Genomic DNA, 13,907 nt, shown 5'->3' with positions numbered 1-13,907 from the left:
TTTGTGTTTGATAATGGGATTGTTAGTATGAAGCATGAGAGTTACCTCGCGTTTTGTTTAAGGATCAGACACCCATATCAAAACCGGTAACTCTCAACCTTTCAAGGTCCAGTGTCAGATCTAGTCGCGACTAATACAAATTATCCGTGCGGGCATACTCAGCATTTCACGCTGCCAGTCTTCCGCAGCGTTGGCGCTCGGCATGACACAGTGGCAATCCATGAAGCTGGTGATCCTGCCGCAGGCGTTTCGCGCCATGGTGCCGTTGCTCCTGACGCAAGGGATCGTCCTGTTCCAGGATACCTCCTTGGTGTATGTACTGAGCCTGGCGGACTTCTTCCGCACCGTGCCAACCATTGGCGAACGCGACGGAACCCAGGTGGAAATGGTGCTGTTTGCCGGATTGGTTGATTTCGTTATCAGCATTAGCGTATCAATGCTGGTCAGTTACCTGAAAAGAAGGACTGTTCGATGATTACTCTAAAAAACGTTTCCAAATGGTATGGTCACTTTCAGGTGCTCTCCGATTTCTCGACAGAAGTGAAGAAAGGTGAAGTTGTGGTCGTTTGTGGGCCGTCAGGCTCCGGGAAATCCACGTTGATCAAAACGGTTAATGGCCTTGAACCCGTGCATCAAGGTCAGATTGACGTTAACGGCATCTCGGTTAACGACAAGAAAACCAATCTGGCACAATTGCGTTCCAAAGTGGGCATGGTGTTCCAGCATTTTGAACTGTTTCCCCACCTCTCCATCATTGAGAACCTGACGCTGGCGCAGGTGAAAGTGCTCAAGCGTGATAAAGAGGCCGCGCTTGAAAAGGCCACCAAGTTGCTCAATTGCGTGGGTTTGTCCGCACACGCTAACAAATTTCCCGGCCAGCTCTCCGGTGGTCAGCAATAGCGTGTCGCCATTGCGCGCACTCTGCATGGACCCGGTTGCCATGCTGTTTGACGAACCTACTTCCGCGCTCGATCCGGAAATGATCAACGAAGTGTTGGATGTTATGGTTGAACTGGCGCAAGAAGGCATGACGATGATGGTCGTTACCCACGAAATGGGCTTTGCGCGCAAAGTGGCACACCGAGTCATCTTCATGGATGAAGGCAAGATTGTGGAAGACACGCCTAAAGACGAGTTCTTCAACAATCCCAAATCCGAGCGCGCTAAAGACTTTTTGGCGAAGATCCTTCACTAAGCCATTATCCAGTATCGCAGCGCCTGACGTTGCGACGCGCGTTCCCGAGCAAGCGGGAACGCCTCTCCCTTAAGCTACCTAGTCAGGGCTGAAAAGGCTGACGCTGAAACTTATCGTGCTCGCACTTCGGACAACGAGGCAGAACTTCCGGCGTATAAAATGCCAAATGGTGATGGCAGTTTTCACACACCAAATTACCCAGCCCGACGACTTCTCCACTGTGGTAAACGCCGTGATGGCTGACATCTTTAAACAGCGCCTGCCATTCCAACTGAGTTTTATCCGTAATATTCACCAGCTCTTGCCACAGGCTCTCCTTTATGACACGCAGAAACACGCTATCGGATAAATCCTCGTCCTGGCTATCCGTGTAACGCTGAGCAAATTCGGCCAAATCGCGCTCTACGGACTGAATAATATCTTCGCGTTCGCGGTGGGTGAGATCTTCGCTGTCGTGCAAGCTCTCCCGGGCGTGTTGGAGCATCTGAGTCAGATCGCGTTCACCGGCGCTTAAACGCTTCATGATGGAAGACATCAGCGCACGATAATGCCGGGCTTTCTTGTTCATGGTGCCTCCTGAATACGCGGATTGGTTAACATTGGCGGTGCAATGACGGTACCTGTTTAGCTATCCCTCTCTATTTTAGACGGTTTTAAGCACTATTCTTGCTCATCACCTCTCTTTTCCCCACTTTTTGCCAACTTTGCGGCTTGCATCCATATACCCTAAATAATTCAAGTTGCAGGACAAAACATTTGCGTTTTGAACAGCGCTTGCGCTGGCCCGAAGGGTGAACCTCAGGGATGAGGTTCATCAATCCCGATGAGCTTACTCAGGTAAGTGATTCGGGTGGACGAGTTTAGCCAACGCACCTGCAACGTGAAGTATGAAGGGTATAAATCAGCGCTTAGGGTGCAGAGACAGTTGTTGCAAGCGTTGCTTATCAGCTATGCTATGCGGATCATTATGATGAATCGGAACACGCTACGGGTGTAGCGCTTCTTTACTAAATAGGACCCCTGGCAGCCATGCAAGAGCAATACCGCCCAGAAGAGATAGAAACTCGCGTCCAGCTTCACTGGCAAGAAAACAAAACGTTTAAAGTGACCGAAGAGCCCGGCAAGGAAAAGTACTACTGCCTTTCCATGCTCCCCTACCCTTCTGGCCGCCTACACATGGGGCACGTACGTAATTACACCATCGGTGATGTTATTTCCCGCTACCAACGCATGTTAGGGAAAAACGTCCTGCAACCGATCGGGTGGGACGCTTTCGGTCTGCCAGCGGAAGGGGCTGCAGTAAAAAACAACACCGCACCGGCCCCCTGGACCTATGCCAACATCGATTACATGAAAAACCAGTTGAAGCTGCTGGGCTTTGGCTATGACTGGGATCGTGAAGTCGCCACCTGTAAACACGATTATTATCGCTGGGAACAGTGGTTCTTCACCAAGCTGTACGAAAAAGGTCTGGTCTACAAGAAAACCTCTGCGGTGAACTGGTGCCCGAACGATCAGACGGTGCTGGCCAACGAACAGGTTATCGATGGCTGCTGCTGGCGCTGTGACAGCAAAGTGGAGCGTAAAGAGATCCCGCAGTGGTTTATCAAAATCACCGATTACGCCGATCAACTGCTCAACGATCTGGACACGCTGGAAAGCTGGCCGGAGCAGGTCAAAACCATGCAACGCAACTGGATTTGCCGTTCGGAAGGGGGGTTGGAAATCACCTTTGACGTGGCAGACAGCGCTGACAAGCTGACCGTCTACACCACGCGTCCGGATACCTTTATCGGTGCCACCTATGTCGCCGTTGCTGCCGCGCATCCGCTGGCGCTGTGCGCCGCCGCCACTAACCCGGAGTTGACCGCGTTTATCGATGAATGCCGTAACACCAAAGTTGCCGAAGCAGATATGGCGACCATGGAGAAAAAGGGCATGGCGACAGGCCTGTTCGTGGTGCATCCACTTACCGGCGAAAAACTGCCAGTATGGGCAGCCAACTTCGTACTGATGGATTACGGCACTGGCGCGGTGATGGCCGTTCCGGGCCACGACCAGCGCGACTGGGAATTTGCCACGAAATATCAGTTGACGATCAAACCCGTTATCCTGAACCTAGACGGCAGCGAACCCGATACCTCTGCACAAGCCATGACCGAGAAAGGCGCACTGTTCAACTCAGGCGAATTCAGCGGCCTGGATCACGATGCGGGCTTTAACGCCATTGCTGACAAGCTGGTCGCACTCGGCGTCGGCGCACGCAAAGTCAACTATCGCCTGCGCGATTGGGGCGTATCCCGTCAGCGTTACTGGGGGGCGCCAATCCCGATGGTGACGTTGGAAGATGGCACCGTTATCCCAACCCCGGAAGATCAACTGCCAGTGATTCTGCCGGAAGACGTGGTGATGGATGGCATTACCAGCCCTATCAAAGCCGATCTCAACTGGGCAAAAACCACCGTCAACGGTCAGCCTGCGCTGCGTGAAACCGATACCTTCGATACCTTTATGGAATCCTCCTGGTACTACGCGCGCTACACTTGCCCGCAATACGATCAGGGTATGCTCGATCCGGCGGCGGCCAACTACTGGCTGCCGGTCGATCAATACGTGGGCGGTATCGAACACGCCATCATGCACCTGATGTATTTCCGCTTCTTCCACAAGTTGATGCGTGATGCAGGTCTTGTCACCTCCGATGAACCCGCAAAGCGCCTGTTGTGTCAAGGGATGGTGTTGGCTGATGCCTTCTACTACACCGGCAACAGTGGCGAACGTATCTGGGTATCACCGTCTGACGTCACCGTGGAGCGCGATGACAAAGGACGCATCCTGAAGGCCTTCGATGCAGAAGGCAGCGAACTGGTGTACGCCGGGATGAGCAAGATGTCGAAATCGAAGAACAACGGTATCGACCCGCAGGTGATGGTAGAGAAATACGGTGCCGACACCGTGCGTCTGTTTATGATGTTCGCCTCTCCGGCAGAAATGACGCTGGAATGGCAGGAATCAGGGGTTGAAGGGGCTAACCGCTTCCTCAAGCGTGTGTGGAAACAGGTTTATGACCACACTGAAAAAGGCGCTAGCGGTGCGCTGGATGTTTCCGCGCTGACCGAAGATCAGAAAGCACTGCGTCGCGACCTGCATAAAACCATCGCTAAAGTTACCGATGATATTGGTCGTCGTCAGACGTTCAACACCGCTATCGCCGCCGTGATGGAACTGATGAACAAGCTGGCAAAAGCGCCGCAAGAAAGCGGGCAGGATCGCGCACTGACTCAGGAAGCGCTGCTGGCCGTGGTGCGTATGCTGTACCCGTTCACACCGCACGCCTGCTTCACGCTGTGGCAGGCGCTGGGTGGCAATGGCGATATTGATACGGCCCCGTGGCCTGTTGCCGATGAAGATGCCATGGTGGAAGACTCCAAATTGGTCGTGGTGCAAGTGAACGGCAAGGTGCGCGGCAGAATTACGGTTGCTGCCGATGCCACGCAGGAGCAGGTTCAGGCGTGTGCCGCACAGGAACATCTGGTGGCAAAATACCTGGAAGGCGTTACAGTACGTAAAGTCATTTACGTTCCGGGCAAACTGCTTAACCTGGTTGTAGGTTAAGCCAAGGAGGCACTGTGCGACATCGTTTATTCACGTTGTTGCTGGGGTTGGCGGTGCTGGTTACCGTCGGCTGCGGTCTTCATCTGCGTGGCACCACACAACTGCCCAGCGAATTGAAGGTATTAACGCTGACCAGTAACGATCCTTTTGGTCCGTTGACACGGGCCATTCGCGATCAGCTACGTGCCGGTGATGTAAGAATCGAGGAAGACGCCGCGCGTCAGGATATAGCATCCCTGCGTATTCTCGGCTCCACGGAAGCCAGAGACACTGTCTCTATTTTCCAGGATGGGACCACCGCAGAGTACCAGCTGGTGCTGACCGTTCAGGCACAGGTGCTGCTGCCGGGTGAAGATATTTACCCACTCTCGGTCAAGGTCTTCCGCACCTTCTTTGATAACCCGCTCTCCGCGTTGGCAAAAGACGTCGAACAGGACATCATACGTAAGGAGATGCGCCGTCAGGCTGCCGAGCAGTTAGTGCGTAAGCTGGTGACCATCAACGGCAGTGATGAGGTGAAAAACCGCCAGCAACGTGCCACCGCCATCAGCGATAACAACGGGCGTTCATGATCCGTATCTATCCGGAACAGCTTGCCGCGCAGCTCAATGAAGGGCTGCGCGCTTGCTATCTGCTGTTTGGCAACGAACCACTGTTGTTGCAGGAAAGCCTGGATATGCTGCGCCATCGCGCGCGGGAGCAGGGTTTCACCGAACATTTCAGTTTCACACTCGATCAAAGCACCGATTGGGATGCGATTTTCAGCGTATGTCAGGCACTCAGCCTGTTCGCTTCACGGCAAAGCCTACTGCTGCAACTGCCGGAAAACGGCCCCAACGCCGCCATGGCAGAAAATCTGGTCAAACTGGCTGGACTGCTGCATCAGGACGTCTTGCCTATTCTACGCGGCAGCAAACTCACCAAAGCGCAAGAAAACAGCGCTTGGTATAAAGCACTGTCGCAGCACGGCGTGATCATCAACTGTTTAACACCGGAACAGACGCAATTACCGCGCTGGGTGGCACAACGCGCCAAGCAACGTAAACTGCAACTGGATGATGCCGCTACGCAACTGCTGTGTTACTGCTATGAAGGCAATCTTCTGGCGTTGATGCAGGCGCTGGAACGTTTGTCATTGCTCTATCCTGACGGCAAGCTCACTTTGCCACGCGTTGAACAGGCGGTAAACGATGCCGCACACTTCACGCCCTTTCACTGGCTGGATGCCATGCTGGCAGGCAAAAGCAAACGCGCCTGGCACGTGTTGCAACAGTTACAAGCAGAAGACTGCGAACCGGTGATTCTGCTGCGCACGCTGCAACGTGAGTTGACGCTGTTGGTCACCTTGCAGCGCAACATGGCGACAACACCGTTACGTACCCTGTTTGATCAGCATAAAGTGTGGCAAAACCGACGCGCACTGCTCACTCAGGCACTCCAACGGCTCAATGGACATCGGTTGCAGCAAGCTATGCACCTGCTGAAGCGATTGGAATTGACTCTAAAACAGGATTATGGCCAATCCATCTGGCCAGAAATGCAAATGCTGACGCTGTTATTGTGTGGCAAGGTGCTTGCGCCCGGTATGGTCAACGCCGATGAATAGCGTTACTCCCCCTGAACTGATCGCCTACTTCGGCGGCACCTTTGATCCCATTCATTATGGGCATTTACGTCCAGTCACTGCGCTGGCGGATGAAATAGGCGTAACGCGCATCACGCTGATGCCCAATAACGTACCGCCTCACCGCGAACAGCCTGAAGCCACCGCGCAACAGCGCAAGCGCATGGTGGAACTCGTCATCGCCGAGACGCCGTTATTCAGCGTGGATGACCGTGAATTGCAGCGCATCACGCCGTCTTACACCATTGATACCATGGAGATGATCCGCGCAGAAATGGGCGATAACATTCCGTTGGCCTTTATTATCGGTCAGGATTCGCTGCTCACATTACACGCCTGGCACCGCGGACAAGACCTGCTCAAGGTGTGTCATCTACTGGTCTGCGCACGCCCAGGTTACCCCACCACGTTGGACACGCCAGAACAGCAGGCGTGGCTGGAAGAGCACAGCGCTGAAAATGCCGCAGCTCTTCACACGCAGCAGCACGGATTGATCTATTTGGCGCACACGCCGCTGGTCACCGTCTCTGCCACGGATATTCGCCAGCGCCGTCAGAAGGGTGAATCCTGCGACGATTTTGTTCCCCCTGCAGTGCTGCATTTTATGGATACTCACGACTTATACCGTTAACCCGCTTCCCGCATACCACTCTCTCACCGGGCATGCTATACTCAGCCGCTGGTTTTTCAGTCCGGTAAAAAACGGTAAAGCGCATTTCTATGCCACAATATGGGCAGCAAAATAGGCCGATAATACCCTGAAACACCTGCGGTGCGTCACGCATGAACACGCAACCCTTTTTACCCGCCGGAGCACATTTCTCCGGTTGAACCACCAGGCAGGAGGAACCTTTGCAAGGCCAAGCACTCCGAGATTTTGTTATTGATAAAATAGATGATTTAAAAGGCCAGGATATCGTTGCGCTGAACGTGCGTGGCAAATCCAGCAGTACCGACTGCATGATTATCTGCACCGGTACATCCAGCCGCCACGTTTCGTCTATCGCCGACCATGTAGTACAAGCCTCATGCGCTGCCGGAATGATCCCACTGGGTGTTGAGGGTGAGCAAGGTGCTGACTGGGTAGTTGTCGATCTCGGTGACGTGATGGTGCACGTGATGCAGGAAGAGAGCCGTCACCTGTACGAACTGGAAAAACTGTGGAGCTAGCATGAGGCTGCAACTGGTTGCCGTTGGCACCAAAATTCCGGACTGGGTGCAGACAGGTTTTTCGGATTATCTGCGACGTTTTCCCAAAGACATGCCCTTCGAGCTCACGGAGATCCCTGCTGGTAAACGGGGAAAGAATGCGGATATCAAACGTATTCTCGAGCGCGAAGGGGAACTGATGTTGGCGGCAGTGGTGAAAGGTAACCGTATTGTGACACTGGATATTCCCGGTACGCCGTGGGAAACGCCGCAGCTTGCCAGCCAATTGGAACGCTGGAAACAGGACGGGCGCGACGTCAGCCTGCTGATTGGCGGCCCGGAAGGGCTGGCCCCCGCTTGCAAAGCGGCGGCGGAGCAAAGCTGGTCGCTATCACCGTTAACGCTGCCGCACCCGCTGGTTCGCGTATTGTTGGCCGAGAGCCTGTATCGGGCCTGGAGCATCACCACCAATCACCCTTACCACAGAGAGTAAGACTGTACGATGAAACACACGAAATAGTTGCCGGATGAAAACAGAACATAAACCCTTTCGTGATTATTCGGCGGAATCCGCCCTTTTCGTACGTCGTGCTTTAGTGGCGTTCATCGGTATTTTGCTGCTTTCCGGCGTGCTGGTGACCAATTTGTACCATTTGCAAGTGGTGCGCGTTGATGACTACCGCACACGCTCAAACGCAAACCGCATTAAGCTGGTACCCATCGCGCCCAGCCGCGGCATCATTTACGATCGCAACTGTATTCCCCTGGCGCTCAACCGCACCATTTACCAGTTGGAACTTGTGCCGGACAAAGTTGATAACCTGCAAGATACGCTGGCTGCTCTGAAACCCATCGTCAATCTCACTGATGATGATCTGGAAAACTTAGAGAAAGAACGTAAACGCTCACGCCGCTTCACCTCCATTCCGGTCAAAACCGCCTTAAGCGACGTTGATGTCGCCCGTTTTGCCGTCAACCAGTACCGTTTTCCCGGCGTGGAAGTCAAAGGCTATCAACGCCGCTATTATCCGTATGGCTCTGCCCTAACCCATGTCCTCGGCTACGTATCAAAAATCAATGATAAAGACGTAGAGCGACTGAGTAATGAAGAAAAGATTGCCGATTACGCCGCCACACGCGACATCGGAAAACTGGGCATTGAGCGCTATTACGAAGATATTCTGCACGGTAAACCCGGTTATGAAGAGGTGGAAGTCAATAACCGTGGCCGCGTCATCCGTCAACTGCACGAGCAGCCACCGCAAGCGGGTCAGGATATCTACCTCACCATCGATCTCAACCTGCAAATCTACGTTGAAAAACTGCTGGAAGGCAGCCGGGCAGCGGTGGTGATTATCGATCCACGCGATGGTGGCCTTCGCGCACTGGTTTCCACCCCGAGCTACGATCCCAACCTGTTCGTTGATGGCATCTCGAGCAAAGACTATCGCGCACTGCTTAATGACCCTAACAAACCGCTGATCAACCGCGCCACGCAGGGGCTATATCCTCCGGCCTCAACGGTGAAACCCTACATTGCCGCCTCTGCATTGAGCGCCAATGTGATTACCCCCACCACCTCGCTGTTCGATCCAGGTTGGTGGCAATTACCGGGCTCAGAAAAACGGTTCCGCGACTGGAAAAAATGGGGCCATGGCCGCTTGAACGTGACCAAATCGCTGGAAGAATCTGCGGATACCTTCTTCTATCAGGTCGCTTATGACATGGGTATCGATCGCCTGGCAGAATGGATGAACAAGTTCGGCTACGGTGAATACACCGGTATCGATCTGGCGGAAGAGCGTTCTGGCAATATGCCCACACGTGAGTGGAAGCAGAAACGCTTCAAACGTCCTTGGTATCAAGGGGACACCATTCCGGTTGGCATTGGTCAAGGCTACTGGATTGCCACGCCGATTCAAATGGCGAAAGCACTGACGACGCTTATCAAAGATGGCAACGTGAAAACACCACACCTGCTTTATAGCGCTCGCAATAGCGGCATCATCGTACCTTATCGTCAGAAAGAAGTGTCACGACTTAGCGATGTGCGTGCCAGCTATTGGGAAATCGCCAAAGACGGGATGTACGGGGTTGCTAACCGTCAGAACGGCACTGCACATAAATTTTTTGCCGATGCGCCCTATAAGGTCGCAGCAAAAACCGGTACTGCGCAGGTATTTGGCCTGAAAGAAAATGAGACCTACAATGCGCATAAAATCGCTGAACACCTGCGTGACCACAAACTGTTGACGGCATTTGCCCCCTATAACAACCCGAAAATTGCCATCTCAATCGTTTTGGAGAATGGCGGTGCAGGCCCTGCTATCAGCGCCTTGGTACGCCAGATGCTCGACCACATTATGCTGGGCGATAACAACACCGAATTGCCCGATGTGCCACCCAGCGCACCCGGTTCTGAAAGCGAGTAACCGCCGCCATGACTGAAAGCCAACAAAAAAGGTCGATTTGGACCAAGATGCGTATCGACCTGCCCTTCCTGCTCTGTATTCTGGCGCTGCTGGGGTATAGCTTATTCGTGATGTGGAGCGCCAGCGGCCAGGATATCGGCATGATGGAGCGTAAAGCGGCACAGATAGCCATTGGTCTTACCGTGATGATCGCCATGGCGCAAATTCCGCCACGCGTCTACGAAGGCTGGGCACCCTATCTCTATATCGTCTGTGTCATTCTGTTGATCATGGTGGATGTGTTCGGCCAGATAAGTAAAGGCGCACAGCGCTGGCTTGATCTTGGCTTTGTCCGTTTTCAGCCGTCAGAAATTGCCAAAATTGCCGTGCCGTTGATGGTAGCGCGCTTTATCAACCGTGATACGTGCCCACCGTCGCTGAAAAACACTGTGATCGCCCTGGTATTAATCTTTTTGCCGACCCTATTGGTGGCTGCTCAACCCGATCTGGGAACGTCGATTCTGGTCGCGGCATCCGGCCTGTTTGTGCTTTTTCTCGCGGGCATGAGTTGGCGACTGATCGCCGTGGCGCTAGTGTTGCTTGCAGCGTTTATTCCCGTGCTCTGGTTCTTTCTGATGCACGATTACCAACGTGCCCGCGTGATGATGCTGCTCGATCCGGAAAGCGATCCGCTGGGGGCGGGCTACCATATTATTCAATCCAAAATTGCTATCGGCTCCGGGGGGTTGTCGGGTAAAGGCTGGCTACAAGGCACCCAGTCGCAGCTTGAATTTCTGCCTGAACGCCACACCGACTTTATTTTTGCCGTATTGGCAGAGGAGTTGGGATTGATTGGTGTGCTGGTTCTGATCACCATGTATATGTTTGTCATCATGCGTGGTCTGGTAATTGCCGCCAATGCCCAAACCTCGTTTGGCCGGGTGATGGTCGGCGGACTGATTCTCATTCTGTTTGTCTATGTTTTTGTTAACATCGGTATGGTGAGTGGCATATTGCCCGTGGTCGGGGTGCCGCTCCCGCTTATCAGTTACGGCGGCTCAGCGTTGGTGGTGTTGATGGCAGGGTTTGGCATCGTGATGTCAATCCACACGCACCGTAAGATGCTCTCAAAAAACTTATAAAGTGAGGTAAAAACATGCGTAAGGACTGGCTTTGGGTCGGCATCGTCACCTTGATGCTTGCAGCCTGTACCACCACGGAAGCCCCGCGCGCGCCGATTACGCCGACCCCGGCTTACAATAGTCCGGTGGAAGAGATTGGCGGAGCCGAGCCGCGCTATGAGCCCTATAATCCGAGCGCGTTGCAGGATTACACCATCAAGGGAAAAACCTACAAGGTGATCCAGAACGCGCAGAACTTCTCCGAGGTCGGTCTGGCAACCTGGTACGGCGCTGAAGCCAACGGCAATCGTACATCTATCGGCGAAATCTTCGATCCCAACGCCATTACCGCTGCGCACCCCACGCTGCCATTACCCAGCTATGTCCGCGTGACTAACCTGAGCAACGGCAGCCGTCTGGTGATTCGTGTGAACGATCGCGGCCCGTATACGCCGGGAAGAATCATCGATCTGTCCAAGGCGGCTGGCGATCGCCTCAATATCTCCAACAATACCAAAGTGAAAGTTGAAGCGATCGTGATCGCGCCGGATGGCACGCTCTCCGGGCCAGGCACCATTGGGACAACCGTCGCCAAACAGAGTTTTGCCTTGCCCGATCGCCCGAACCTCGGTGCCAGCGGATTGTGTACGCCTATGATGGAAACCAGTGCGCCAGCAGCCATTGCCAACAGGCCCGTCAGTAACAACGCCCTCAGTGTGCAAAATAACAGCGACATGCCGGCCAGCACCACCAGTGCCAGCACAAGTGGGTTTCTGGGTGCTCCTACCGCCCTGCGTTCTGGCGTATTGGAAGATACACGTGCCGCTACGCCTGTGACCAGGGCGCCAGCAACCACAGCAGCGCACCCGCTTGCCGTGACGCCGGCAGCGACACCGATTGGCAACAGTAACGGGCGCTATCTGGTTCATGTTGGAGCGCTGAGAGACCCAAAGCGTGCGCAAACCTGGCTGAAAAGCATGAGCGAACGCTTCCACGTGACGGGAAAAGTGACACCCAGCAACGGGTTGTATCGCGTTCAGCTTGGCCCTTTTCAAAACCTCCAACAGGCCACTGAACTTCAGCAGCGTTTGGCAACAGAAGCGCAGCAGCACGCCTTTGTCACGGCGGCAGACGCGCAATAACCGTCTCGCGCCCCAGTCCGCCGCCTGTTAATGTGCGGGCATGGGTTTGTTACGCCATTCTGCTTTAGCAAAATCACGTAACGGAATGTCTGGTGCCGCGCTATGGCGCATCTGCTATAGTACGGCTCGTTTTTTAACTTCACTCCACGGATGTTGTAGTTCCAATCATGAATATTGTTATCACGTCTCGTTTCACCTTAGGTACAGCGCTGGGCACACTGCTTGCCGTCAGCGTTGCCACAACGGCCCATGCGGAAGACGTCAATCTCAAGACGATGATCCCCGGCGTACCACAAATCGACGCCGAGTCGTACATCCTGATTGATGACAACTCTGGCAAAGTGTTGGCAGAAATGAATGCCGATGCGCGCCGCGATCCCGCAAGCCTGACCAAAATGATGACCAGTTATGTTATCGGTCAGGCGCTGAAATCCGGCAAGATTACCCAGAATGACATCGTAACCGTCGGCAAAGACACCTGGGCAACCGGAAACCCGACCTTTCAGGGCTCGTCGCTGATGTTCCTGAAACCGGGCGATCGTGTACCGGTTTCACAACTCAGTCGCGGCATCATTCTGCAATCGGGTAATGACTCTTGCGTTGCGATGGCAGATTATGTGGCGGGTAGCCAGGATGCCTTCGTTAGCCTGATGAACAACTATGTGAAAGCATTGGGTTTACAGAACACCAATTTCCAGACCGTGCACGGCTTGGATGCACCGGGGCAACACAGCTCCGCGCGCGATATGGCGCTGATTGGCCAGGCGTTGATTCGCGATGTACCGGACGAGTACGCCATTTATAAAGAAAGAGAGTTCACCTTTAACAACATCAAACAGACCAACCGTAATGGCCTGTTGTGGGACAGCAGCCTAGCCGTCGACGGTATCAAAACCGGGCACACCAATGCAGCAGGTTACGATCTGGTTGCCTCGGCCACTGAAGGTCAAATGCGCTTGATCTCGGTAGTGATGGGCGGACGCACCTTCAAAGGCCGTGAAACCGAGAGCAAAAAGCTGCTCACCTGGGGTTTCCGTTTCTTTGAAACCGTTGCACCGCTGAAAGCCGGCAAAGAGTTTGCATCCGAGCCCGTCTGGTTCGGTGATAGCGACAGGGTTTCCCTGAGCGTGGAAAAAGATGCATACCTCACCATTCCGCGCGGTCGGATGAAAGATCTGAAAGCCAGCTATGTGCTCAATAACACGGAACTGCACGCACCGCTGAGCAAAAGCCAGGTGGTTGGTACCATCAACTTCCAACTTGATGGCAAAACCATTGAGCAACGCCCGCTGGTCGTGATGAATGAAGTCAAAGAAGGGGGCATTTTTGGCCGTCTGTTTGACTACATTCGCCTGATGTTCCATCGCTGGTTAGGATAAGCTGTACTAGCTCAGACCTGATCTGACAGTTACCGATTATTTATACAGGTATCTGTCAGATTACATCTGGTTCAGATTCTTTTCTGCCCAGATCCGTTTTCCATCGAGTAAAGTGGCCATCGGCGTACGTACGCAGCACATTTTTCCCTGATGAGTTCGCTCATTATTGTAATGCCACAACCAGTTGTCCAGATCTACCTGCAGGCTTTCCAGGTCTCCATATAACTTCTTGCGGAACGTAACCTGATAAAAATCCTGCAAAATGGTTTTA

The 13,907-nt window shown here is 53.6% G+C and carries 11 protein-coding genes and 3 pseudogenes; 12 read left to right on the top strand and 2 right to left on the bottom strand.

Translation table 11 applies throughout. The features are described 5' to 3' along the window. Nucleotides 1-136: 136 nt before the first annotated feature. Together QZ506_RS17380 and QZ506_RS17375 are read left to right on the top strand one after the other, a co-directional pair. A pseudogene (locus tag QZ506_RS17380) lies at nt 137-475 on the top strand (ABC transporter permease subunit); the annotation flags it as partial. Then, nucleotides 472-1,195, top strand: a pseudogene (locus QZ506_RS17375) (amino acid ABC transporter ATP-binding protein). The pseudogenes QZ506_RS17380 and QZ506_RS17375, both read left to right, overlap by 4 nt. 82 nt (nt 1,196-1,277) lie before the next feature. Here QZ506_RS17375 and QZ506_RS17370 read toward each other — a convergent pair. Then, entirely contained in the window at nt 1,278-1,763 is a 486-nt protein-coding gene (locus tag QZ506_RS17370) for a zinc ribbon-containing protein (protein WP_291972900.1), read from the bottom strand. 461 nt (nt 1,764-2,224) lie between these two features. Here QZ506_RS17370 and leuS point away from each other — a divergent pair, with 461 nt between their 5' ends. The 10 genes from leuS to dacA all read left to right on the top strand — a co-directional run bounded on the left by leuS (nt 2,225) and on the right by dacA (nt 13,636). Next, nucleotides 2,225-4,810 carry a leucine--tRNA ligase gene (gene leuS / locus QZ506_RS17365; protein WP_291972899.1) on the top strand — a complete coding sequence of 862 codons (2,586 nt, stop codon included), beginning with the start codon at nt 2,225-2,227 and terminating at the stop codon, nt 4,808-4,810. A gap of 14 nt (nt 4,811-4,824) precedes the next feature. Beyond that, entirely contained in the window at nt 4,825-5,382 is a 558-nt protein-coding gene (gene lptE, locus QZ506_RS17360; protein WP_291972898.1) for an LPS assembly lipoprotein LptE, read from the top strand. Then, nucleotides 5,379-6,416 carry a DNA polymerase III subunit delta gene (holA, locus tag QZ506_RS17355; RefSeq protein WP_291972897.1) on the top strand — a complete coding sequence of 346 codons (1,038 nt, stop codon included), beginning with the start codon at nt 5,379-5,381 and terminating at the stop codon, nt 6,414-6,416. The genes lptE and holA overlap by 4 nt, the downstream gene beginning before the upstream one ends. Beyond that, a complete protein-coding gene (gene nadD / locus QZ506_RS17350) occupies nt 6,409-7,065 on the top strand; it encodes a nicotinate-nucleotide adenylyltransferase (protein ID WP_291972896.1) in 657 nt (218 codons plus the stop codon). Before holA ends, nadD begins: the two co-directional genes overlap by 8 nt. A 221-nt stretch (nt 7,066-7,286) precedes the next feature. Further along, a complete protein-coding gene (gene rsfS, locus QZ506_RS17345) occupies nt 7,287-7,604 on the top strand; it encodes a ribosome silencing factor (RefSeq protein WP_291972895.1) in 318 nt (105 codons plus the stop codon). A gap of 1 nt (nt 7,605) precedes the next feature. Next, nucleotides 7,606-8,076 (top strand): 23S rRNA (pseudouridine(1915)-N(3))-methyltransferase RlmH, encoded by a 471-nt coding sequence (gene rlmH, locus QZ506_RS17340; RefSeq protein ID WP_291972894.1) that lies wholly within the window; start codon nt 7,606-7,608, stop codon nt 8,074-8,076. Between the two features lie 34 nt (nt 8,077-8,110). Further along, complete coding sequence (gene mrdA / locus QZ506_RS17335) at nt 8,111-10,015, top strand: peptidoglycan DD-transpeptidase MrdA (RefSeq protein WP_291972893.1); 1,905 nt, start codon at nt 8,111-8,113, stop codon at nt 10,013-10,015. 8 nt (nt 10,016-10,023) lie between these two features. Beyond that, nucleotides 10,024-11,136 (top strand): peptidoglycan glycosyltransferase MrdB, encoded by a 1,113-nt coding sequence (gene mrdB / locus QZ506_RS17330; RefSeq protein WP_291972892.1) that lies wholly within the window; start codon nt 10,024-10,026, stop codon nt 11,134-11,136. Between the two features lie 14 nt (nt 11,137-11,150). Continuing rightward, nucleotides 11,151-12,257 carry an endolytic peptidoglycan transglycosylase RlpA gene (gene rlpA / locus QZ506_RS17325; protein WP_291972891.1) on the top strand — a complete coding sequence of 369 codons (1,107 nt, stop codon included), beginning with the start codon at nt 11,151-11,153 and terminating at the stop codon, nt 12,255-12,257. Nucleotides 12,258-12,424: 167 nt separating this feature from the next. Then, nucleotides 12,425-13,636 (top strand): D-alanyl-D-alanine carboxypeptidase DacA, encoded by a 1,212-nt coding sequence (gene dacA / locus QZ506_RS17320; protein WP_291972890.1) that lies wholly within the window; start codon nt 12,425-12,427, stop codon nt 13,634-13,636. A 60-nt stretch (nt 13,637-13,696) separates the two neighbouring features. Here dacA and QZ506_RS17315 read toward each other — a convergent pair. Then, nucleotides 13,697-13,907, bottom strand: a pseudogene (locus QZ506_RS17315) (IS481 family transposase); the annotation flags it as partial.

Origin of the sequence: Candidatus Symbiopectobacterium sp., assembly GCF_020054415.1 — a bacterium.
GTDB lineage: Bacteria > Pseudomonadota > Gammaproteobacteria > Enterobacterales > Enterobacteriaceae > Symbiopectobacterium.
This window is presented reverse-complemented; position numbering and strand designations above follow the sequence as displayed.

Bases quoted from the DNA above. Each gene is read 5' to 3' on its own strand.
- QZ506_RS17370 (WP_291972900.1), bottom strand. From the start codon at position 1,763: ATGAACAAGAAAGCCCGGCATTATCGTGCGCTGATGTCTTCCATCATG.
- leuS (WP_291972899.1), top strand. From the start codon at position 2,225: ATGCAAGAGCAATACCGCCCAGAAGAGATAGAAACTCGCGTCCAGCTT.
- holA (WP_291972897.1), top strand. From the start codon at position 5,379: ATGATCCGTATCTATCCGGAACAGCTTGCCGCGCAGCTCAATGAAGGG.
- nadD (WP_291972896.1), top strand. From the start codon at position 6,409: ATGAATAGCGTTACTCCCCCTGAACTGATCGCCTACTTCGGCGGCACC.
- rlmH (WP_291972894.1), top strand. From the start codon at position 7,606: ATGAGGCTGCAACTGGTTGCCGTTGGCACCAAAATTCCGGACTGGGTG.
- mrdA (WP_291972893.1), top strand. From the start codon at position 8,111: ATGAAAACAGAACATAAACCCTTTCGTGATTATTCGGCGGAATCCGCC.
- mrdB (WP_291972892.1), top strand. From the start codon at position 10,024: ATGACTGAAAGCCAACAAAAAAGGTCGATTTGGACCAAGATGCGTATC.
- rlpA (WP_291972891.1), top strand. From the start codon at position 11,151: ATGCGTAAGGACTGGCTTTGGGTCGGCATCGTCACCTTGATGCTTGCA.
- dacA (WP_291972890.1), top strand. From the start codon at position 12,425: ATGAATATTGTTATCACGTCTCGTTTCACCTTAGGTACAGCGCTGGGC.